This window comes from Trichocoleus sp. FACHB-591, assembly GCF_014695845.1.
Classification (GTDB): Bacteria; Cyanobacteriota; Cyanobacteriia; order FACHB-46; family FACHB-46; genus Trichocoleus.
In genome coordinates, this window is record NZ_JACJPA010000083.1 from 25,319 (window position 1) to 46,789 (window position 21,471).

Here is a 21,471-nt window from a genome sequence, read left to right on the forward strand (position 1 = left end):
GCGCCTCTCACAACCTCCTAGGATCGCTATAATATTTCTGAATTCATGGCAGTGCCTTTGCTTTGTCGAATCTTAGCGGTACTGCCATTGTTGTTTATTGATCTAAATGTACCGCTTCATTACTATCCATTGCTGACACAGATATTTAACCGCAACCGTGTCTAGATTATTTTTGGGCTTAGCACGGGGTTACTCACTGGATAGAGAGAGAGCTAATAGCCATCACCTCTCATCGGTTAGAGGGAATTAGCTCGTAAAAAGCTATCAAAGCAGTTCCTCAAAAATACTTAAAGGAGACAGGAGCATGAGTAATCATCACGATCAAAGTAGTGAGAAACAAAATCAGCCCTCGAAGGAGAACGATCGCCCGCAAGAAGTCGAAACCTATGACGTGTTAAAGCTAGTCCGTCCGGGTGGCTTTGATGGAGACCCTCAAGAGATTTTAGGCAATCCAGCCGTTGCCCCTGAAATGATTCAGGAGGGCAGAGATCTTAGACCCGATTTGTTTAGAGAGGCAGCAGAAGCCAGTCCAGATGAGGGAGCTTAGGCAGAAGGCTGAGGCGATCGCAGAGTTACATCTGTATTTGCAATTTTGTGCACGTTTAGGACTGCTATACCATCAACATTTTCTAGGAATCTGAATCACAAATTCTGTACCCTTTCCTAATGTGGAGAAACATTCCAGCTTTCCACCATGTTTCTCTGTAATGATCTGGTAGCTAATCGACATTCCCATGCCTGTCCCTTTACCTACTGGCTTGGTCGTAAAGAATGGGTTGAAGATTTGCTGCTGCGTCTGTTGCGTCATTCCTTTCCCATTATCCGCGATCGCCACTTGGACCCACTGAGCATTTATTGCCGTTGTCCGAATAGTGATCTGGCTCGGATGGGCTTGCATCTCTTGGTAGGTACGTTTGTGGTTGTGCTCCTCTAGGGCATCAATGGCATTCACTAGGATGTTCATAAACACCTGATTCAGCTGACCTGCGTAGCACTCCACCAAGGGCAACTGATCGTAGTCTTTGATGACCTCAATCTCCGGTCGCTCTGGTCTGGCTTTGAGGCGGTGTTGCAGAATCATTAGGGTACTGTCAAGACCTTCATGGATATTGACAGGCTTAATCTCTGCTTCATCCATACGCGAGAAGTTGCGTAATGACAATACAATCTGCCGGATGCGATCGCTGCCGATTTTCATAGAAGCGAGCATTTTAGGCAGATCTTGCTGCAAAAATTCGAGGTCAATCTCTTCGGCTTCCGCTTGGATCTCGGAGACAGGTTGAGGATAGTGCTGCTCGTATAACTGCACAAAGCCTAAAAGGTCTTGAGTGTATTCCTGAACATGCACCAGATTGCCGTGAATGAAGTTGATGGGATTGTTGATCTCATGGGCCAATCCCGCAACCAGTTGTCCCAAGCTCGACATTTTCTCACTTTGCACCACCTGAGCTTGAGTTCTTTGCAACTCACCTAGCGCCTCTTTAAGCTCGACCGTACGGGCTTCAACGCGGTGCTCTAGTTCGGTATTGCTCTGCTCCAGAGCGGCAAAGGAGTCGCGTAGTTGTCCCGCCATATGGTTGAAGGAGACCGCCAACGTGTTCAGCTCCTGAATGCCACTATCTCCTACCGTTTGGTTGAGGTTGCCTGCTGCCATATCTTCACTGGCACGGCTCAGCCGCAGAATAGGTCGGCTAATCCAACGAGAAGTAACCACGCTCAAAACTGAGGCGACAGCTAGAGCCACTAGACACAGTAAGATCGTGGTGCGGTTATTGGCATTAATTTGGGCCATAAACCCATTTTCTGGCACGCTAACCACCACAAGCCAATCCAGCCCATATTGATCACGCCAAGGAGTAAGCTGCACGTACTGTGGCTCTCCCTGGAAATCGAGTTTAATCTTCTGGGCTTTGGTAATGTTGCGAAAATCGCCGAACTGCTGTTGCAGTTGTTTGGTAATTCCCTGCACCACTGGATTGGGGCTATCGATCGCCTGCAAACGTTTGATTTCGTCCTTTACAATCGCGAAAGGCTGCTCAGGTGCCGAATTAGCAATCAAGGTACCTTTGCGATCTAGGATGAAGATCTGGCCAGAATGACTGACATCTGAACTTCGTAAAAACTCACTGAGTTTCAGTAGATGAATATCTACAGCAACGATGCCCAGCAATTGATTTTCAGCGTCATAAATTGGTCTACCCGCTGAAGCCACAATGTAGGGGTGACCTGGATAGTTCCAAGTATAGACCCGAGACCAAATTGGTTTCTTCGCAGTGATCGGCTCAGTATACCAGGTTTCCCTAAGGCTATCCCAGTTGAAGACCGTCATGACTTTGGTCCGATTGCCCTGGTTATCAGTGGCATAGGTGGAGAGATTATTGACAGATGCGGCGGTCCAATCGTCTACTGTAACGGTTTTGCCATCGTAGCGGGCTGCCCCTGCCCCCTCACCTGTGGTCAACCCAATACCGATATAACTCAGGTCATAGGCCTGCATCTGCCGCCAAAAGTACTTAGCCACTGTTTCGCGATCGCCCACATCTAGCAACCCCATCTGGATCGCGTCAGCATTGATCTGAAGCACCTTATGGGGAACTGACAAGTAAGCATCCAAATGTTGATTCACCGAACGACTAGTGCGTTCCATTAACTGGTCTGCTAACTCATTGACCGCTTTCTGACCGTTCTTGAAGGACAGGTAGCCAACCAAAGCAACTGCCCCAAAAATTTGCAGCACAAAGGGAACAATTAGGACAAGCTGTAAAGGGAAAGCTTGAACTTGGCCAAAGCGATGCATTTTCATGGGTGCAATTACGGTTCAGTCTGGTATCAGATTAAACACAGTATTCCCATCCAGGCGGTTAAAATATCGATTCGCTTGATTCAATGAACTGCACGAACTGCACCTTCAACGGTGGTAGCTTCTTGTACTGGCCAGACTGATACTGAGCAGCCTTGGCTTCAATTTCTTGTAGTTGGCCCAATGCTAAACCGCAAGGTTTTCCATACTTGACCTGCACCCGATCGCTGGCAATTTTTAGGGCTGTACGCGATCGCGCTACAAAATCATCTAAGTCATAGTCCTGGTTGGGAGCGAAATAGTCTTTGACGATTAGAGAGGGAGAATAGCAAGTTTCCTGAGAACCATCGGGCCATTGAATTTGAAAACGAATTTCAGGCATAGGAAGCTAGAAGTTGTTTGTAGTGATGGAGGTGCATTTCAGCAGAGGCTGCCCAGGTATAGCGAGACAAAACTGATTGGCTGTGCTGCACCAAAGAGCGAGACAGGTCTGACTGAACCATAGCTTGCATGGCTTGGGCGATCGCGGTGGGTGATTCGGGGTCTACCAGGAGAGCTTGAGTTGGAGCAAGGAATTCGGTAAAAGGAGTTTGGTGGGAAGTTAGAACCGGGAGACCAGAGGCGATCGCTTCCAGTAACACCAAGCCCCACCCCTCTTTGACCGAAGGAAAGACAAAGGCATCGGCAGTTCGATACAGAGCGGGCAGATCAACATCGGCAATGACTCCTGGTAAGACTAGGGAATGCCCGATTTTGATTTCTAGGGTATCGGCGATCGCAAAAAACTTATCTCGGTAGGATTGGTAGTCAAATAGGGTAGCCCCGCCTGCGATCGCTAACTGAGCGTTGGGATAATGCGATTGCACTTGAGCAAAGGCTTGTAGTAGTCGGATGGAGTTCTTGCGAGGTTCAATCCCACCCACGGTTAAATAAATGGGAGAACCATTCAAGCCCCATCGTTCTTTCAAATCTTGTTCTGTGTCATTGAGGACAGGAGTAAATCTGTCTAGGTTCACGCCATTGATAATCCGGGGAGCTTGAATCTGGTATTGCTGCTGAACGACAGTCTGCCAATAGTCACTGACACAAAAGCAGAGATTCGCGCCTCGAATCGAACGATCCTGGCACTGCTGTAGATAGGGACTGCTGTAGTCTTCAATATGATGTACAGTTCGGACAAAGTGGGGAATCTGTTGCTGTTGAACCAGCTTGGCTAGGGCATTGGCGCTGATGCAATCCTGAGCATGATAGCAGTCATAAGTTTGTTCAGAGTGACTTAAATAGTCTACAAACTCCTGAATCCGCTGCTGGATCAAAGCATCCATGTCAGCTAGGGCAGATTGTGCGGGAACAAGTTGGTAATTGCAAGTTAAAGGATAGTCAAATCCTGTCCCATCTTTGTCCAGGGCATAAACACAGACCTCATTGCTTAGATGGTGCAGTGCTTCAGCTAACTCCAGCGTATGGATAACGCTGCCTCTGGGCTTGGTGGAGTAGGTGAGTAGAGCAATTTTGAAGTTGGCTGAGGGAGAAGTCTGCGAGAAGTTCGGCTCAGTTCGATCGGTAATGAGTGCAGAAGAGCTCATCTTATACTCCTACTGGAGAGAACCCTGTCAGCGGTTCATGAGATAGATCCCAAAATACCGTTGACTCTTGGTGAGAGCATAAGATAAGTTGCTGGGTTGGTTGCACTTCTCCAACTACCTCACAGACTAAGCCTTGTTGCTGAAAGTAAGCCTGAACTGCTGAGACATTGTGGGGCCGAACACTGAGGAGAAAGCCATAGCTAGGGAAACTTACGAGCCAAAGCTCCAGGGTTAATCCTGGGGGGCAAGGAACTTGGTTCAAATGCAGGATGGCCCCGCAGCCAGAGGTTTCCAGCAACATCAGCAGAGTGCCAATGATGCCGCCATTGCTAATGTCTTTGCCTGCATCACACAGCCCTATTTCCGCCAGATAGGGCAAAATTGCTAGATTTTTCCGTAGATGCACCGGATCAGCAGTCGTGGCCGCATCCCAAAAAGGATATTTAGCATGGGATTTGCCTCGAAAATCGGTGGCAACCAACAGTTGATCGCCAGGTTGAGCATTAAAACTACTAATCAAGCGCTGCGATCGCCCTAAAATTGCCACGGAAAGAGCGTTGTAGGGACTATGGCAATTGGTATGTCCACCCACAATTGGCACATTGTACGCTTGAGCCGCCGCTTGCATCCCTTGCCAAATCGCTTTAGTACTGTTGGGGGACTGGCTCCACAGAGTATCAACCACCGCGATCGCTCGTCCGCCCATCGCAGCAATATCACTGATGTTAACCATCACTGCCGACCACCCCGCAAACCAAGGATCTGTTTCTACAAGCAGCGGCAACATCCCCTCTGCTGCCAATAACAGATATCCTTCTCCATCCGGGATAGCTGCACAATCATCTCCCGGCAGTACGTTGATAGAAGTCCACTGTGACCCTACTTTTAAAGCTTGAGATGCCGTTTGGATATCCTGCTTCTGCAAAAGGCTAAGGGATTGGCGCAACTGGACAGCGAGGGACGATAGCATCAAGAAGCCTCTCTAGTTTGTAGGGAGAGCACAGGACGAATCTCTTTGTTAGGAGGATAGAAACTGAGATCTGCTTCCATTAAATGATGAGGACAAGCCTGGATGGTCATCTCTTCTAATGACTGCCAATGCAACCGTTGGAAGAAACGCACGTTTTGTAATTGCACCGTGGCTAGAAACTGCTGACAGCCCCAAGTGTTAGCAGTCGTGACAGCTTTGTAAATAAGTCCTTTGCCAATTTGCCAACCTTTGCGATACTCCGGATGAGTGCCTAGCCTACCCCCGTACCAAATGCCTGGTTTAGCTTCGTAGATTCGCACTACTCCGACGACCTGCTGGGTAGCGGTGGCGATCGCCACGATAGGATAGGCGAACTGATCAATTTCATCTACGTCGTCTCCGGAAAAGAGTTGCTGTTCTTCCGCAAAGATGGCACGACGCAATGCAAAGTAAGCTGCAATCTCTTGAGTATTTGTCGCGAGTTTGAATTCGTAAGTCTTCATGGACTGGGTTTATCAGAATTACTTTTCAAAAGTAGAAAGAGCCGAGCAAGCACCACACTTTGCGCAGCCTGCTTTCATGTCTGCTGATGACATCCCTGCCTGCTTTAACATGGCACCGACTCGTTCATAAAGAGTGAACATAAATTCGCTCTTAGGAGCAGGATGATGAGCGAGCGGAGTGCCTGTGATAGGAACAAAGGGCACCACAAAGGGATAAACACCCATTTGAATCAGGCGATCGCAAATCTCCAATAAGGTCTCTAAACTATCTCCTAATCCTGCCAGTAAATATGTGTTCACTTGTCCCCAACCGAACACTTTGACTGCGGCAGCAAACGCCTCAAAATAGTACTCAACGGGGACTGTAGCTTTCCCTGGCATAATCCTTGCCCGAACTTCTGGGTCAGCCGCTTCCAAATGCATGCCTAAGCTATCAATTCCTGCTGCCTGCATGCGATCGAACCAGACAAAATCATCTGGAGGTTCACACTGCGCCTGAATCGGGATATTCACCCTGGCTTTGATGGCTTTGGCACATTCTGTCAAATAAGCCGCACCGCGATCGCTGCTGTTAGGGGTTCCTGTCGTCATCACCATTTGTTTCACCCCATCCAGCCGAACCGCTGCTTCGGCAACTTCAGCCAGTTGAGCAGGAGTTTTTCGAGCAATCGTTCTCCCTGCTGCCAATGATTGCCCGATGGCACAAAACTGGCAAGAGCTATCTGTATCGCCATAACGCATACAGGTTTGTAGCACCGTGGTCGCTAATACATCTCGGCTATGCAACAAGGCAATTTGGCTGTAAGGGATACCGTCAGCCGTTGTAAGGTTGTAGAACTGGGGCGGTTGAGGAAACTGAATTGGGGCGATCGCTTCTCCCTGATGATCTAAAGTCAATGATGGAGATGAGGTGGTAGTGACTGTGTAAGGCGATCGCGCTGCTGGATTGTTGAAGATAGGCACCATGACAGTTGTGCCGTCTACAGTCACAGCTTTGTGGTCAGAAGGACCCGCCCCACCTTTGCGTCCTGCTGCTCCAACTTCTTGCTCTACCAGCTTCAAGCCATGGGTTTGTAATTCTACAATCAACTGTTGCTTGTTCATAGATTGGGTTTACGCTCCCACCGAAACTTTCTCTCAGACTCTTGAATCAGCACATCATTAATACTGGCCTCTCGTCTTTGCATCAACCCATTCTCGGCAAACTCCCACTGTTCATTGCCGTAAGCCCGATACCAATAGCCAGAGTCGTCATGCCATTCATACTCAAATCGAACCGAGATCCGATTCTCTGTAAAGCTCCAAAGCTCCTTTTTGAGACGGTAATCTAACTCCTTGGCCCACTTGCGATTCAGAAAAGCCGCGATCGCTTCTCGCCCACTAAAGAATTCAGCTCGATTGCGCCATTGGGAATCCTCTGTATAGGCCAAAGCGACCTTCTGCGGATCACGAGTGTTCCAGGCATCCTCTGCCGCTTGAACTTTGGCTTTTGCTGTTTCCAGCGTAAAGGGTGGTAGGGGTGGTTTTATTTCCATACGGTGTCGGGATTAGGAAGTAGGTTGTAAGGATGGATCAAGGGGTTCTTCTGCAACTGGAAGTCTTGGAGCTGAAACCTCCTTTATCACTGACTGGGGTTCTAAATTAATTTGCAATTGCAGCAGATCAGGGCGGGAATAGTGACCCACAGAATCCATCATGCGTTTTCGCTTAGTAATTAGGGAGAAATCCAGATCGGCGATCGCCATCCCCTCACCTTCTGTAATTGGGGTACAAAGGTGATTTCCTTCCGGTCCAATAATTGCGGTATTACAGCCACCACCGAGCACCCGTTGCAGCTTTTCATCAGAGGTGATTTGACCCACCTGTCCTGGAGAGAGCCAACCTGTCGCATTTACAACAAAACAGCCAGATTCCAAAGCATGATGGCGAATTGTTACTTCAATTTGGTCTGTAAAAATCTGGCCCACCAAGGAACCAGGGAATTGGGCACAGTGAATCTGCTCATGCTGGGCCATGAGGGCGAATCGAGCCAAAGGATTGTAGTGCTCCCAGCAAGCCAAGGCACCCAGTTTTCCCACTGCTGTCTCCACAACCCTCAAGCCAGAACCATCTCCTTGCCCCCATACCATCCGCTCATGATAGGTGGGTGTAATCTTGCGCCGCTTCAACAATAGAGTACCGTCGGCATCAAAAATTAGCTGCGTGTTGTAGAGGGAGCCATGATCTCGCTCATTGACTCCTAGCACCACCACCATTGCATAAGAACGAGCCGCTCTGCTCACCGCATCTACCACTGGCCCAGGCACTGTCACGGCTTCTTCATACAGCCGCATATGTTCCTGCCCCATGAGAACGGGCGGTTGCACAAAGGAGAAGTAAGGATAATAAGGGATAAAAGTCTCAGGAAAAACGATCAATTGCACCCCTGCTTTGGCAGCTTTAGCGATCGCCTGCAACACCTTCTCTGTGGTGCCATCCCGACTAAATAAAACTGGGCTAAGCTGTACGGCTGCGGCTCGAATGGTATGAGAATCATTCATTGCTTACAAGGTCCAAGTATCTAAAATTAAGGCTCCATCTTTGCGATGCAGGAGCACTAGATCCAGGACGTCCAAAGGATTGATGGGACGGATACCAGGAATCAGGGAAGGTTCACCATGCCCATACAAAGCTTGTAGAGCAAAGCGACAGGCATAAACTTTGCCACCCTCTGCCATAAACTTGCTGATTTGGTCATTAAAGTTTTGATGTCCAGGGAAAGCTGCATCTCCTAACTTAGGAAATCCCCGCTGTACTCCCAAAGTTACGCCAGGGCCATACAGCAAGACAGAAGTCTCAAATCCTTTACGCAGTAGGCGCGTAGCTTGCAATAAATTAACAAAACCGATCGATCCTTCAAATGCAACGGTGTGGAACGTGACTAATGCTTTCTCACCAGGCTCAGCTTTGACATCGGGAAAGACTTTCTCTTCGTAATCAACAAAGAAATCACCAACTTGATGAGCAGGAGTAGTTACTTCAGGCATCTCTTTTTCCTTGAATAGTGTTGCCAGATTAAGGGCTAGCTGAGGAGATCTTTGTATCCCTCACTACGAAAGGTTTAACTCTATCAATAAGGCTAGGGAGGGCGAGCACTCAGTCTATTTCTCAGGTCAAAACGCTGAAAATTAGTACCAAACTCACCTAAGTACCTATCGATTTCGCTAGGTCGCTAACAATGCGTCTCTGGACTACGAACCCAGCAAAAATTCATTGACCACACTCCAGTCATTGGGGTATGACACCTTCTTCCTGGCGACGATGTAATCAGCTAGATAACTGGCGTCACGGGCAATCCCAGAAAAGCGGCCTGACCCCCAGGTATAGAGCCAGGGAAGCCCTAGAAAATAGAGCCCCCAGACTCCGGTTACACCGCGTTCATGACCTGGATATCCCTTGCCATCAAAGACAGGCACCTCTACCCAACTAAAATCAGACTGATACCCAGTACACCAAATCACTGTACTAATATTGGCTTGAGCATAGTCCAGGCTGAGGATCGACTGCTCAGGCTGCCAAACTGGATGGTAAGCAGGTTCTGTCGGAGCCTCAATCTGGTTTTTCTCAATGAATCCATCAATGGTTTTCTTGATGCTTTCCGCCACCGCATCGGCTTGATCCAAATTTTGTTGCAAGTTATCCCAGAATTCTAACTGGCGATCGCTAATATCCTTCAGCCTGCCATAGAGTTGCATCCCTTCTAGAGCAAATTGTCGTAAGTCAATCTCTCTCCCTCCATCTCGACCTGTAACATAGTGGTTGGCTTTGGCTCTCACTTTTTCTTTTTGGGGATGTTCTTCAATCGATAAATCGTAATATCCCATCTGATCTAGCCAATCGACCACATCTTTGCCTCGGTAGCGTCGGGGCGATCGCGGTGCACTCCCCACACAGAGATGTACTTGTCTACCAGCCAAGTGGAGATCTTCAGCAATTTGGCATCCTGATTGCCCTGTACCTACGATCAACACGGCTCCAGGCGGTAAAGACTGGGAATTTTTGTATTCTGAGGCATGGAGTTGCGTAATGTTTTTAGGGAGCCGTTCAGCAATCTTTGGCACCTTAGGGAGATGGTAGCTGCCAGATGCCACGACTACCTGGTCAGCCGTGTATTCTCCGATGGAAGTTGTCACCTCAAAGAAGTTCTGAGTTACGTTCTGACTCAGCTTGAATACCTCAACCCCTTGCTGAATAGGAGGATCGAAAGAGGCAGCATAAGCCTCGATATATTGCACAATTTCGTCTTTCTGCATGAAACCGTGAGGGTCATCGCCTGGATAGGCATAGCCTGGGAGCTTACATTGCCAATTGGGTGTGACTAAACAAAAGGAGTCCCAGCGTTTAGTGCGCCAAGCATAGCCAATTTTGTTTTTCTCAAAAACAATGTGATCGATGCCTCTCTCCTTCAAGCAATAGCTCATGGAGAGCCCTGCCTGACCTCCACCCACAATAATGACTGAATAGTGATTGTTCATAAGCTGGCTTTTGTCTGGCTGGAATGTGTTGCCAGATTAAGTCCTGATTTCGCAAGTCTTTGTATCTCTCACTACGGAAGCCGGAGATCTAGCAATAAGGATAGGAGAAGCGATCGCATCATTTCCTCAGATTTATTTAGCCAGCCATCCCTTAGCGATCGCCTCATAAATCGCTTGGTAACGAGTCCGCGCCTGCAATTTCGCCAAGACATTATTCATGTGAAACTTAACGGTACTTTCGCTAATGATTAGATGATCGGCAATATCGCGATCGCGATGCCCCTGAGTCAACAAAGCCAGAATCTCCAACTCTCGCTCAGACAGAGGTTGCTGTTTTTCCAAATCTGGGTCGATACCCCACGATTTACCCTGTGACAACGCTTCTACTGCCTGTCTTAATGCCTCTGGGCTGGTAGACAAATCAACTTTGCCTCGAATCCCCTTCGGTACAATTTGACTTCCCTGTTGCACCCACAGCACCCATTTTGCTGTCTGAATTTGTGTAGCATCATCGGTTAATAAAGGTATATTTTTGTCTGCTTCTTTGGTTGTTTCACGGCAAACGGGTAGACCTGCTGAAAAAGCTAGGTGTGTAAAGGCTAGTTGTAGAACTGATGAGTGGCATTGAATTCGCAATTGATGACCACCGCGATCGCGCCAATCGGGTACTTTGAGCAAAAACTGCATGGCCCGTTGATTACTGGTGGCTTGGGTTTGCAGCACTCCCCCTAAACAGGTAACAGTGAAAAACAGTTTATTTAGAGACGACGGCAAGCCATTTTGTGGATCGAGGTCGGGAAAATGAGTTGCCGGAATCATGGCCTCTAATGCTACAGACTCTGCTGTATAAATCAGCCGACAATAGTGACAGGTAAATTGGTACAAAGTTTCGGCTGCTTGCAAGAAGACATAAGCTACTGGCAGAGGGAGAGGTCGCTCTGTGCCTACCAAAGTTAAGCGGGTATCACTTAGCAGACTGACTAATTGATCAGAAAGAGAGATATAGTTGAATTTAAGACTCTGAACCGCAGGCTGGGCCATCGACTGCATCGAGTTTTGCCAAATCTGCTTTTCATGCTGATATTGTATAGCTGTGTCTAAGGCGATCGCAGTAACCGTGCAAAGGGTTTGTAAAACCTCTAGAAACTCTGTCTCCATTGCTTGATGGCTAAAGGTAGCCAGCACGCCGATGACTTTATCTTGAATCACTAAGGGATATCCTGCAAATCCTCGAATGTTGTTAGCGATCGCCCATTCGCGATTTCCTACCCAAGTTTCTGCCGCAAGATGATTGCTCAAAAAGGAAACTCGATTTTGAGCAATTTTGCCCACCTTGTAAGCCCCCATCCGAACTCGCCCGAAGGTACCATTGAGATGCGTATACATGCCTGAAGAAGCAACCAGCTTTAAAGTAGTTTGCTCTGGTTCTAGCAGCCAGATCCGCGCCAAGGCACAGTCAAACTTCTCTACCAAGCCATTCGCAACCCGCTGGGCTATTTCCTCTGGTTCTAAGCAACCAGAAAAGCCTTGAGCAATTTCATTGCCCTGTTGCAAATCAAACAGAATCCGAGTTGCATCAAGGCGCTCTATCAACGGATCAGGCATTGGTATATCACTCCAGTCCCTAATCTATTGAGGACTAGATTGTTTCCTGACTCTGTATCTCAAGTTACGGAAGGGCTGCCTATTTCGGGTTAGGAGCGATTATTAAACCTATATTTCCCTACAGCTTTTGGCAGACTCACTGAAACATCTAACCTGAGTTAGGTGGATGATACCTGCAACCTGAGCGGAATCAAGGTATTCAAGCCTTTTTACTTGAAACATAATCCAGTGTATGGCTGGCTTGCTGCTCTTTAATGCTTTTCCCATAAGGATTGGGTCGCAAGAACAAAACATTCATCAACTTAACTTTCCTATAAGAGACATAACAAGAGACACAACATGGTTACAACCCTAGATGATACAAAGCGGCTCGCGATCGCAGAGAGATTGGCAGACCTGAGAGCACTTCAGGCTTTCATTCTCTCTAACGATCAAAAGCTAATTGAAGCTTGCCCTTACCAAGACGTGCGGGAACGGCTACAGAACATGCTGGCCGACGATCAGAAAAACATCGACATTATCGACACCGTCATCGTGCAATACGGCATTCAATCCGAACCTAGTGCTGCAACCAAAGTTGTTATTCCTCAGTTTGAGCAGATGATGTCAGGCAATGAGTTGACGTTCTACCAGAAACTCATGCACCACGAACTGATGAAGCACAATCAAGTAATGAGCGGCATCGTGATCCATAAGGCGGCTCAAAAGGTAGGCGCAGACATCGAATTAGCCATTGGCCCTTTGAATACGGTTAACTTTGAAGGCCGAGCGCACCAAGAACAGCTCAAGGGCTTGCTAGAACAAGTTGGTGTCCGGGAAATGACAGGTCAAGATGCCGATCAAGGTCTCTGGGCAAGAGTGCAAGACGCGATCGCCGCTTTCTCTGGTGTGGCCGGTAGTGTGGTCACTCAAAACACCGACAAGCAGGATATGAATATCCAGACTTTGATTCGTCTGGACCATGAGAAGGTGAATACCATCTTCACAGAAATTGGAGCCACCAAAGATCCTCAAAAACTCCAAGAGTACTTCGGGCAGCTCTACAAAGATTTGCTAGTTCACGCTCAAGCAGAAGAAGAAGTCGTTTATCCAAAAGTTCGCCCCTTCTACGGTAACGACGATACGCAGGAGCTATACGACGAGCAAGCTGAGATGAAGCGGGTGCTAGATGAAATCAAAGCGATGAATCCTGCTGATGCTGATGCTTTCAGATCCAGAATCAAGGATTTGATGGATGCCGTGGGTGATCACATCCGTCAAGAAGAAAGCACGATGTTTTCCGCGATCGATCGCAATTGCAGTACTGAGCAGAAAGAGCAACTAGCCACTGAATTCAAAACTGCCAAGAGCCGTATTCAACAAGAACTGGCAGCTTCTCTACGATAACAATTAAGGCTGACCTCTCCCCAACCCCTCTCCTTCAAGGAGAGGGGCTTTGAATACCAACAAATAGTCCGGGATAATGTCTGTGGGGTGCGGAAACTATGAAATAGCCAGATGGGTGGCAGAATGACAGCCGTTCCATCTCAACGACATCAGCAAAGGGTGAGACAGAATGACGGTGGAGGAAGCATTAGTAGTTGTTGAGCGAATCTTGCCTCAAGGACGGTTAAGCAAAATTCAGGCAGAAATTTTGCGTCAATCTTGGGACGGGAAATCCTACACAGATATAGCTCTCGCTTCTGATTACGATGCTGGCTATGTCAAAGATGTGGGGTCTCACTTGTGGCAGCTGCTCTCCCAAGTGTTAGGTGAAAAAGTCACAAAACATAACTTTCGGGGAGTATTACAACGCTTTATTCAACGAGAAGCACCTAGCACTCAACCGCTACCACCCGCTTCACCGCTTATCCTGCCTAAGACTTCAACCGCGATCGCCCACAACCTACCCGTTCGAGATTTCAGTCGCATTGTAGGGCGCGATCGCGAACTTGCCCAACTACTAGAAGCGCTAGATTTTGATTGCCCCACTCACTGCATCAGCATTGAAGGTATCGGTGGTATGGGCAAAACTACGCTAGCTTTGTCTGCGGCCTATCACTACCTACATGCTACACCCAGCACTGCTAATCCAGATTCTGATTCACTTCTGAGGCTTGCACCCACGTTTGAGGCGATCATCTTCACCTCGGCCAAACAAGAGCGTCTTACACCTCAAGGAGTCTTGCCCCGTCTGAAGCCAGAGCGGAGTTTGCGAGATGTCTTCCGCGCGATCGCTCGCACGCTCAAGTGCTCGGATATTTTATTGATGGATTTTGAGGAGCAGATTGAACAAATTCAGGATGCGCTAAATCGTCAGTCTACCCTGCTGATTGTAGACAACCTGGAAACCTTAGAAGATTGGCGGTCGATCTTGGCATTCTTGTATGACCTGCCATCTACGGTTAAAGTGGTGATCACCAGCCGTCAACAGTTCTCATTTCATGCCATTCGCTTAGAGCCACTGCCACCTGCGGAAAGCTTTTCCTTAATTGAGCAGCAGGTTCAAAGCAAGAGTATCGTGCTAGGGTCAGCCGATGTGCAAACCCTACATCATTACACCAGCGGTGTACCTGCGGCTATTGTCTATGCGATCGGGCAACTCGCAGCAGGTTACCCAGTGAAGCATCTACCTTCTCGTTTGACCTTGGCGGTTGGGGACTATGCTCACTTCTATTTCCAGACTTCTATGTCCCTGCTGCAAGGAACCTTACCTCACTACTTACTCATGGCGCTGGCGCTGTCTCCGGGGTCAGCTCCTTTAGAAGCGATCGCGCATATTGCAGGCAGCGACAACCTCGCTCACTCGATTGAGGGGTTGGCACAATTGCTGCAACTTTCTCTAGTGAATCAGCAGGCAGGCCGATACTCTATCTTGGCGCTAACACGAGAGTACGCCTTAGCCGAACTGGCGACCCATCCCAACTTTGAGCAAGCAGCCCGCAATCGCTGGATCAATTGGTTCCTGTCCTATGTGCAACAGCACGGCGGCAAAGATGGCAAAGAATGGCAGGAATATCCTTTGCTCGACCAGGAATGGGATAACCTGCAAGCGGTGATTGAATGGTGTATTGCCAGCGATCGCTATGACGAGATGCGGCAGTTGTGGCAGCAGGTCAACTCCTACACCCACACGCAAGGCTACCGCAAAAATCGGTTGAACGTTTGGAACACTCGCCTCGACTGGGCCGATTGGCTCATCCAAGCTGCCGAGCAACGGCAAGATTGGTTTACCGCTCTAGAAGTGATGCTGGACCAAGGCTGGACCCTAACTTTACTCGGTCAATCCAGACATTTAGAACAAGCTCATACCCTCTATCAAAAAGCTTGGGAACTGCGGCATTACCAAACTCTCAACTTCCAAGCCGAGTTAGCCATCAACATCGCCGTGCTCCGAATTCAACAGCGCCTTTTTGCCGAAGCGACAGACTGGCTACAACAAGCGCAACAACTCCTTAGCCGTGCTGCAATCGAGACAGCCATGCCGCGATCGCAGATACAGATTTGGTATTACCAAGGCGAGGTGGCTTACAAAACCGAAAACTATAACCAAGCCCACACTTTATTCCAACAAGTCTTAGCGCAAGCTGAATACCTGGATTGGCAACGGGCTAAGTTTTTAGCTAAAGACTGGTTAGCGGATATTGCCATTCAGCAACAGCACTTCAGCGAAGCACAACACTTGCTAGAGGAAGGCTTGCAAGCAGCCACAACCAACCAAGACACATGCCGAGTCGCCTTTTGTGAGCGATCGCTAGCCCGCTTAGAAAAAGCCCGTGGCAACGGTGCGATCGCCCAACATTGGGCCGCGACAGCGAAACACCGCTTTGAGGAGTTGGGAATGCTGACCGAAGCTAAGGAAACAGCCGTCCTGCTGCAAACCTTGGTATAAGCCTAACAACCTATCACCTAACAACTAAAGTTGCGGCTACAAAAACAAAGACCGCCTGCGCGGTCTCATTCTTGAAAAACTATTTATAGCCTTCAGAGGCAGGCTTGGTTTCAATAGCCCCAAGCTTCAGCCTGCGGGATATTTAGGCAGGCGTAAAAAAGCTCCTCAAAGCAGCCTCCATTGAGAGGCTAACGGTGGGACGCGACTGAGAAGTAGATTGATCTACGCCTCGGCAAGTTTGCATTGCTTGTAAGGGTTCGCAATCTGATGGAGCAGCACCCGTCGCCAAATCTAATCCAAAGTGTTTGCGAAAGAGCACCTGAGTTAGTGCGTAAGCCCGTTGCCAATTCTGTTGATCGGCTTCTCCTCTTGTACCCAGATAAGGAAAATGATGAATAAATCGCCCAAATAAGTGTTGACAATCTTCCGCATACTTATGTGTATCAAGGATATGTTGATGCCATACCTGATCAATTTCTTGAGTCGGTACCAGTTGCAAACGGGGATATTGCCCTACCAAATAAAGAAAACCTAGATAACGCGCGATCGCCCTGGTAGCCTGAAGTTTCGTCCACTGAGGACCAGTCTGAGAGTGCATTAATTGATGTGCAATAGGACCAAGATCGAGCGATCGCACCTTTTGGAGAAACGCTTGATATGATTGGGGTGAGGCGGGGTACTGCACCATTGTGGCTTGCTCCTTCAAAGTAGACGTAGCTTAGGAGAAGTTTGTTTTAGAACCAACAAGTCATCTCCTATCTATAAACATCGCTAGAAGTATGGCCTCGTACGGATTTTAATCGGTTCACTTTTTGGTTCAGTTTTGGTTCAGTGTCACATTTCGTCAATATCAATTCTGAAATGAGCGTGCAATACTGAGATAGACTCAATTTCCGCTCTCGTGCAATCTATCAATGCCCTCGCTCAAAGTCTCCCCTCAGGAGTTAAACCGAATCAAGCAGCTTAGAAAGGCGAGACACTGGGCAATTGAAGACAGGCAGTGGTTAATTGTCGCCAGTCAAATTCTTGCCCCCGCCACCGACTGGGATTCTGAAGCTTACGCAGGCCAACAGATTTTTGCACCTGGCATTTCTCTTTCTACTTGGAAGCGCTTTTTACGCGGCGAGGCCATCAACGCCAAGGTCTTCAAGGCTTTCTGCCAAGTCCTAGAACTGCCTTGGCAATCGGTTGTAGAACTAGAGGAAACAGCAGGAATTAGTTCTCCATTAGTTCTGCCTGCTGTGTCTCTGTCCTGTTATCAGGATTGGGGAGAGGCTCCAGAGGTTCCCGTGTTTTTTGGGCGATCGCAGGAATTGAGCATTCTGGAGCAATGGATTTTAGGAGAGCGGTGCCGTCTAGTCGCAATTTTGGGCATTGGTGGCACTGGCAAAACAGGACTCTCTCTGAAATTCGGCTCTGGTGGCATGGGAAAAACTAACCTATCTCTCACCTTGGCTCAGAATATTCAGGATGAGTTTGAGTGCATCATTTGGCGATCGCTCCTCAATGCTTCTCCCTTGGCTACTTTACTGGTAGATCTGATCCAGATTCTCTCAAATCAGCAGGAATCAACCCTGCCAAATACTTTAGAAGACAGTCTTTCTCGGTTATTGCATTACCTGCGATCGCGACGTTGTTTGCTGATTTTAGATAACGTAGAAACGATTTTGCAAGGCGGAGATGTGGCAGGGCAATATCGAGCAGGATATGAAGGCTACGGACAACTATTCAAGCAACTGGGAGAAGTGCCTCACAAAAGCTGCCTATTGCTCACCAGCCGCGAGAAGCCCCGAGAAGTAGCGCGTTTAGAAGGTCGCAATCGACCTGTGCGATCGCTGGAGCTAGGAGGTTTGGGAGTCACCGATGGACAGCAGATTTTTGCTGAGATCGATGAATTTTCTGGTGCTGAGCAAGATTGGCAAGAACTGATTGCGCTCTACCACGGTAATCCTCTGGCATTAGAGCTAGCCGCCAAACATATTCGGGATGTTTTCTGTGGCAGTATTAGTGAGTTCCTCAAATATGGCAAGCCCATCTTTCATGACTTGCAAGACTTACTTGGTTGGTACTTTCAGCGCTTAACCGACCAAGAGATTGAGGTAATTTATTGGTTGGTAATCAATCGCGAGCCAGTAGCGATCGCTCAATTAAGTGAGGATCTCCTCTCTCCCATCTCTAGGGAGCAACTACCTACCACGCTGCAATCTCTGCAACGCCGCTTGGCACTAGAAAAAGCTGGCGATCGCTTTACGCTGCATCCGGTGTTGATGGAGTACTTCGCGGCTCAATTCATTCAGGCGATCGCAGCGGAGATCCAAACAGGCGATGTACGCTTCTTCAAAAGTCATGCTTTGCTGAAGGCGATCGCCAAAGACTATATCCGTGAAGCTCAAAAGCAACTGATTCTCCAGACACTCACGGATCAGCTTTTGGCTAAATTAGGCGAATTTGCAGCGGCTGAACAACAACTAAACCAAATTTTGGCAGAGTTGCGAGGTAAACCTTCATCGTACACAGGCTATGCGGCAGGTAATATCCTCAATCTACTTTGCCATCTAAAAGTAGACTTGAGCGATCGCGATTTCTCTGATCTAGCAATTCGCCAAGCTTATTTAGCCAATGTCTCCTTACCTCGGACCAACTTCACTCATACCACTATCGAGCAATCTGTTTTTACCGAAACCACTGGCAGCATTCTCGCCCTTGCTTTCAGCCCTGATGGTAATCTGCTAGCAACCGGAGAAATTGATGGCATTCTCCGTCTTTGGCACGTCCCAACAGGAAGACAAATTTTTACTTGGAAGGGGCACAGCAGTTGGGTCTCTTCAGTCGCCTTTAGCCCAGATGGTAGCATTTTGGCTAGCGGTAATTACGACCATACCATTCGTCTTTGGGACATTGCCACAAAGACCTACTTGAGGATGCTGGAAGGACATAACAGTTGGGTTCAGCATATATTATTTAGTCCAGATGGTCAGTTTTTATTCAGTGCCAGCAGTGACCAAACGGTGAAAATTTGGCAAGTGAATTCAGGTGTGTGCCTTAAAACTCTAATAGGACATAGCGCTCGTATCTGGAAACTAGCTCTCAGCCCTGATGGTCGCTTGCTGGCTAGTAGCAGTTCTGACGGCACGATTCGCCTGTGGAATTCTCATACCGGAAACTGTCTACGGGTTCTACAAGGGCATCAACATTGGGTTCGGTTCATAGAATTTTATCTAGATAATCAGATATTACTAAGCATTGGGGATGATGAAACTGTGCGAAGGTGGGACTGTGACACAGGTGAATGTTTAGCTATCTTACCAAGTCATATAGATGTAGTGTTTTCCAGTGCCTGTGACCCAACTGGAAAATTATTAGCTATGACTGATTCTAAAAATAGAGCCCAGCTTTGGAATGTAGAGACTTGGCGTTGTGAAAAGGTGCTGGAGGGACATTCTAACCAGATTTCAGCAATCGCCTTTAGTCCTGATGGCGTAATCTGCGCTACAGGTGGAGAAGATCAAATCCTGAAGTTATGGGATGTCAAGTCTGGGCAATTGATCAGAACGTTTCATGGATTTAAAGATGAGATTTTTTCCCTTGCTTATGCTCACGATCGCCATTGGTTAGCCAGTGGCCATCATAATGGCATGATTCGCTTTTGGGATTTCTCAACTGGAGAAGCTGGCAAAACCTTGAAAGGGCACACCGCTAAAATTTGGTCGGTTGCCTTTAACTCAGACAGTTCTATGGTTGCCAGCGGTGGCAGTGATCTATCTCTTCGGCTATGGGATACCGAAACGGGTGTCTGTCTGCTAGTTCTACCAGGAAGTATCTATTGGTTCTGGGCAGTCGCTTTTAGCGCCGACGACAACGTACTGATCAGCGGTGCGGGGAATGGATGTATTCAATTTTGGGATGTGCAGTCGGGAGAATGCTTAAGAGCGATCGCGGCACACCAAGGTCGAGCTTGGTCCCTTTCCTGTAGCCCAGATGGCAAAACGTTAGTCAGTGGAGGACAAGATTTAGCTGTCAAATTCTGGGATTTGGTAACTGGAGAATATCTTGCCGCCTTACCCCCTGTAGAGCATCCAGTCTGGTTAGCCGAGTTCAGTCCCGATGGCCAAATCCTAGCTTGTAGCAGCCCTAGTGGCACTCTGAGTTTGTGGGATGCTAACACTCGTACCTGTTTGCACTTTCTCCCAGGCCACTCCAAGCAGACTTGGCGGGCAAAATTTAGTGTAGATGGCAAACTTCTGGCTAGCTGTAGTGATGACCAAACTGCTCGGATTTGGGATGTAGCCACCGGGAAATGCCTGCAAGTGCTTATAGGTCACACTCATACAGTTAATTCAGTCTGCTTTATTCCCGACGGCAAAACCTTAGCCACTGGTAGCCAAGACGGCACCATTCGCCTTTGGGATATTGATACGGGAGAATGCCTTAACGTTCTACGCGCCCCTCGCCCTTACGAAGGTATGAAGATTACAGGCATCACAGGGCTGACTGATGCCGAGAAAGAAACGCTACATCTTTTGGGAGCAGTGAGTTAGGAAGCGATCGCCTCTCTCGGAAAACCAATCTTGAGCAGTAACTCCTGCCAACGCTCCTGCGGTAAACTACCTCCTGATGCTTGATCATGCCCGTGACCGTAGCTGCCTTCTCCCTCAGAGATCTGCTGTGCCCGGAGAAACTCCAACACATCGGCACTGGTAGAGCGGGCGGAGAAGTTAACTCGGCCAGGGAGATAACCGGAATTAGCCACGATCACAATATGTTTAGGGAGACGAGTGCGCCAACTTTGAGCCAGCAGGGGATGAATTTGGCAGGGAGAGTTAACTTGAATCAACGCCACGTCCCCCGCGAAAACAGGTGCCGCTTTGCGGCCTGCCTCCATTGCTCCTTTCACCTCTGCCCGCGCCGATCGCAACTGTTGCACGGCATCTGAGGTAGAGTTCACCAATTCCTTAGGATTGCTGTGCGTTAGTAGGGCTTGAGCTGCGGCTTCTGGGTTGTAGTGAGAGGCTCGGCGGATGGCATTAATGAGAACCGTTGCCTCTTTTAAGTATTTGGCGGTGTACTTGCGCTTAGCAGTACTCAATAACTCAAAAGGAGCGCGATCGCCCAAATCACTGACAATGCCAATTGCGGCAATCCAATCCAAATCAGAGATATCCGCGATCGTTTGGCATAGCTCCCAAGCTAGGAGCGATGTATTTGGTACAGGGTCCCAAGTGTAAGCGCTAATTAGCGTATCTCCCGGTGGTACTCCTTCAGGATGGTGATGATCGATAAAACAGGTGAAAACACCAGGCAAAACAGGTTCAGTTTGGCTGCCCAAATCTAAGACAAATAAGCGCTCGGGATTCTCTGCCTTGACGCGATCGCGGTTGCCAGATGTCCAAGCATTGCGTTCGCGATCGGGAATCACACGGGTAGGAGCAACAAACCCAGCTCGCTGAAAGGCTTGCTGCCATACAACTCCCGCCGTCACACCATCAGCATCAGAGTCATGTAGTGCCACCAATTTACTAGTGGTAGAAATGCCTCCGACAAACTGTGCGAACACGGTACAGGCTGCTGCCAAGTTGTAAGTGAGATCCGTTCTAGTTTCCAGTTTTTGCGTCATGATCGATA

17 protein-coding genes are annotated in these 21,471 nt (G+C 48.4%); 4 read left to right on the forward strand and 13 right to left on the reverse strand.

Going from position 1 to position 21,471, the window contains the following annotated elements; translation table 11 throughout:
- Positions 1-304: 304 nt before the first annotated feature.
- Positions 305-547: a hypothetical protein gene (locus H6F90_RS14995; RefSeq protein WP_190553220.1), complete on the forward strand. Its 243-nt coding sequence runs from the start codon at positions 305-307 to the stop codon at positions 545-547.
- 72 nt (positions 548-619) lie between these two features.
- Here H6F90_RS14995 and H6F90_RS15000 read toward each other — a convergent pair whose 3' ends face one another.
- The 11 genes from H6F90_RS15000 to H6F90_RS15050 form a co-directional block, all read right to left on the reverse strand.
- Complete coding sequence (locus H6F90_RS15000) at positions 620-2,803, reverse strand: ATP-binding protein (RefSeq protein ID WP_190553221.1); 2,184 nt, start codon at positions 2,801-2,803, stop codon at positions 620-622.
- 58 nt (positions 2,804-2,861) lie between these two features.
- Positions 2,862-3,182: an MSMEG_0570 family nitrogen starvation response protein gene (locus H6F90_RS15005; protein WP_190553222.1), complete on the reverse strand. Its 321-nt coding sequence runs from the start codon at positions 3,180-3,182 to the stop codon at positions 2,862-2,864.
- Positions 3,175-4,386: an MSMEG_0565 family glycosyltransferase gene (locus H6F90_RS15010; protein WP_190553223.1), complete on the reverse strand. Its 1,212-nt coding sequence runs from the start codon at positions 4,384-4,386 to the stop codon at positions 3,175-3,177. The genes H6F90_RS15005 and H6F90_RS15010 overlap by 8 nt, the downstream gene beginning before the upstream one ends.
- 1 nt (position 4,387) lies before the next feature.
- The gene (locus H6F90_RS15015; RefSeq protein ID WP_190553224.1) at positions 4,388-5,356 is read right to left on the reverse strand and encodes a sll0787 family AIR synthase-like protein; all 969 of its coding nucleotides are present in this window, start codon (positions 5,354-5,356) and stop codon (positions 4,388-4,390) included.
- Entirely contained in the window at positions 5,356-5,859 is a 504-nt protein-coding gene (locus H6F90_RS15020; RefSeq protein ID WP_190553225.1) for an MSMEG_0567/Sll0786 family nitrogen starvation N-acetyltransferase, read from the reverse strand. The genes H6F90_RS15015 and H6F90_RS15020 overlap by 1 nt, the downstream gene beginning before the upstream one ends.
- 18 nt (positions 5,860-5,877) lie before the next feature.
- On the reverse strand, positions 5,878-6,963 hold the full coding sequence (locus H6F90_RS15025; protein ID WP_190553226.1) for an MSMEG_0568 family radical SAM protein: 1,086 nt from the start codon (positions 6,961-6,963) through the stop codon (positions 5,878-5,880).
- Complete coding sequence (locus H6F90_RS15030; protein WP_190553227.1) at positions 6,960-7,394, reverse strand: nuclear transport factor 2 family protein; 435 nt, start codon at positions 7,392-7,394, stop codon at positions 6,960-6,962. The genes H6F90_RS15025 and H6F90_RS15030 overlap by 4 nt, the downstream gene beginning before the upstream one ends.
- A 12-nt stretch (positions 7,395-7,406) precedes the next feature.
- Complete coding sequence (locus H6F90_RS15035; RefSeq protein ID WP_190553228.1) at positions 7,407-8,399, reverse strand: Nit6803 family nitrilase; 993 nt, start codon at positions 8,397-8,399, stop codon at positions 7,407-7,409.
- 3 nt (positions 8,400-8,402) lie between these two features.
- Complete coding sequence (locus tag H6F90_RS15040; protein WP_190440278.1) at positions 8,403-8,885, reverse strand: MSMEG_0572/Sll0783 family nitrogen starvation response protein; 483 nt, start codon at positions 8,883-8,885, stop codon at positions 8,403-8,405.
- Between the two features lie 204 nt (positions 8,886-9,089).
- Complete coding sequence (locus tag H6F90_RS15045; RefSeq protein WP_190553229.1) at positions 9,090-10,373, reverse strand: MSMEG_0569 family flavin-dependent oxidoreductase; 1,284 nt, start codon at positions 10,371-10,373, stop codon at positions 9,090-9,092.
- A gap of 132 nt (positions 10,374-10,505) precedes the next feature.
- The gene (locus tag H6F90_RS15050; protein ID WP_190553230.1) at positions 10,506-11,978 is read right to left on the reverse strand and encodes a LuxR C-terminal-related transcriptional regulator; all 1,473 of its coding nucleotides are present in this window, start codon (positions 11,976-11,978) and stop codon (positions 10,506-10,508) included.
- A 339-nt stretch (positions 11,979-12,317) separates the two neighbouring features.
- Between H6F90_RS15050 and H6F90_RS15055 the strand changes: the two genes are divergently transcribed.
- Together H6F90_RS15055 and H6F90_RS15060 are read left to right on the forward strand one after the other, a co-directional pair.
- On the forward strand, positions 12,318-13,364 hold the full coding sequence (locus tag H6F90_RS15055) for a hemerythrin domain-containing protein (RefSeq protein ID WP_190553231.1): 1,047 nt from the start codon (positions 12,318-12,320) through the stop codon (positions 13,362-13,364).
- Positions 13,365-13,533: 169 nt separating this feature from the next.
- Entirely contained in the window at positions 13,534-15,849 is a 2,316-nt protein-coding gene (locus tag H6F90_RS15060; RefSeq protein WP_190553232.1) for an ATP-binding protein, read from the forward strand.
- A gap of 142 nt (positions 15,850-15,991) precedes the next feature.
- Here H6F90_RS15060 and H6F90_RS15065 read toward each other — a convergent pair whose 3' ends face one another.
- Positions 15,992-16,537: a glycine-rich domain-containing protein-like gene (locus H6F90_RS15065; protein WP_190553233.1), complete on the reverse strand. Its 546-nt coding sequence runs from the start codon at positions 16,535-16,537 to the stop codon at positions 15,992-15,994.
- A 226-nt stretch (positions 16,538-16,763) separates the two neighbouring features.
- On the opposite strand from H6F90_RS15065, the gene H6F90_RS15070 reads away from it, so the two are divergent.
- The gene (locus H6F90_RS15070) at positions 16,764-20,387 is read left to right on the forward strand and encodes an NB-ARC domain-containing protein (RefSeq protein ID WP_190553234.1); all 3,624 of its coding nucleotides are present in this window, start codon (positions 16,764-16,766) and stop codon (positions 20,385-20,387) included.
- Here H6F90_RS15070 and H6F90_RS15075 read toward each other — a convergent pair.
- The gene (locus H6F90_RS15075) at positions 20,384-21,463 is read right to left on the reverse strand and encodes a DHHA1 domain-containing protein (RefSeq protein WP_190553235.1); all 1,080 of its coding nucleotides are present in this window, start codon (positions 21,461-21,463) and stop codon (positions 20,384-20,386) included. The two genes, H6F90_RS15070 and H6F90_RS15075, sit on opposite strands and share 4 nt — an antisense overlap.
- Between the last annotated feature and the right edge of the window lie 8 nt (positions 21,464-21,471).

What these genes read in the sequence shown, in the direction of transcription:
- H6F90_RS15040 (WP_190440278.1), bottom strand. Translation starts at nt 8,885, where the DNA reads ATGCCTGAAGTAACTACTCCTGCTCATCAAGTTGGTGATTTCTTTGTT.
- H6F90_RS15050 (WP_190553230.1), bottom strand. Translation starts at nt 11,978, where the DNA reads ATGCCTGATCCGTTGATAGAGCGCCTTGATGCAACTCGGATTCTGTTT.
- H6F90_RS15070 (WP_190553234.1), top strand. Translation starts at nt 16,764, where the DNA reads ATGCCCTCGCTCAAAGTCTCCCCTCAGGAGTTAAACCGAATCAAGCAG.
- H6F90_RS15055 (WP_190553231.1), top strand. Translation starts at nt 12,318, where the DNA reads ATGGTTACAACCCTAGATGATACAAAGCGGCTCGCGATCGCAGAGAGA.
- H6F90_RS15020 (WP_190553225.1), bottom strand. Translation starts at nt 5,859, where the DNA reads ATGAAGACTTACGAATTCAAACTCGCGACAAATACTCAAGAGATTGCA.
- H6F90_RS15035 (WP_190553228.1), bottom strand. Translation starts at nt 8,399, where the DNA reads ATGAATGATTCTCATACCATTCGAGCCGCAGCCGTACAGCTTAGCCCA.
- H6F90_RS15015 (WP_190553224.1), bottom strand. Translation starts at nt 5,356, where the DNA reads ATGCTATCGTCCCTCGCTGTCCAGTTGCGCCAATCCCTTAGCCTTTTG.
- H6F90_RS15025 (WP_190553226.1), bottom strand. Translation starts at nt 6,963, where the DNA reads ATGAACAAGCAACAGTTGATTGTAGAATTACAAACCCATGGCTTGAAG.
- H6F90_RS15010 (WP_190553223.1), bottom strand. Translation starts at nt 4,386, where the DNA reads ATGAGCTCTTCTGCACTCATTACCGATCGAACTGAGCCGAACTTCTCG.
- H6F90_RS15045 (WP_190553229.1), bottom strand. Translation starts at nt 10,373, where the DNA reads ATGAACAATCACTATTCAGTCATTATTGTGGGTGGAGGTCAGGCAGGG.
- H6F90_RS14995 (WP_190553220.1), top strand. Translation starts at nt 305, where the DNA reads ATGAGTAATCATCACGATCAAAGTAGTGAGAAACAAAATCAGCCCTCG.
- H6F90_RS15005 (WP_190553222.1), bottom strand. Translation starts at nt 3,182, where the DNA reads ATGCCTGAAATTCGTTTTCAAATTCAATGGCCCGATGGTTCTCAGGAA.
- H6F90_RS15065 (WP_190553233.1), bottom strand. Translation starts at nt 16,537, where the DNA reads ATGGTGCAGTACCCCGCCTCACCCCAATCATATCAAGCGTTTCTCCAA.
- H6F90_RS15075 (WP_190553235.1), bottom strand. Translation starts at nt 21,463, where the DNA reads ATGACGCAAAAACTGGAAACTAGAACGGATCTCACTTACAACTTGGCA.
- H6F90_RS15060 (WP_190553232.1), top strand. Translation starts at nt 13,534, where the DNA reads ATGACGGTGGAGGAAGCATTAGTAGTTGTTGAGCGAATCTTGCCTCAA.
- H6F90_RS15030 (WP_190553227.1), bottom strand. Translation starts at nt 7,394, where the DNA reads ATGGAAATAAAACCACCCCTACCACCCTTTACGCTGGAAACAGCAAAA.
- H6F90_RS15000 (WP_190553221.1), bottom strand. Translation starts at nt 2,803, where the DNA reads ATGAAAATGCATCGCTTTGGCCAAGTTCAAGCTTTCCCTTTACAGCTT.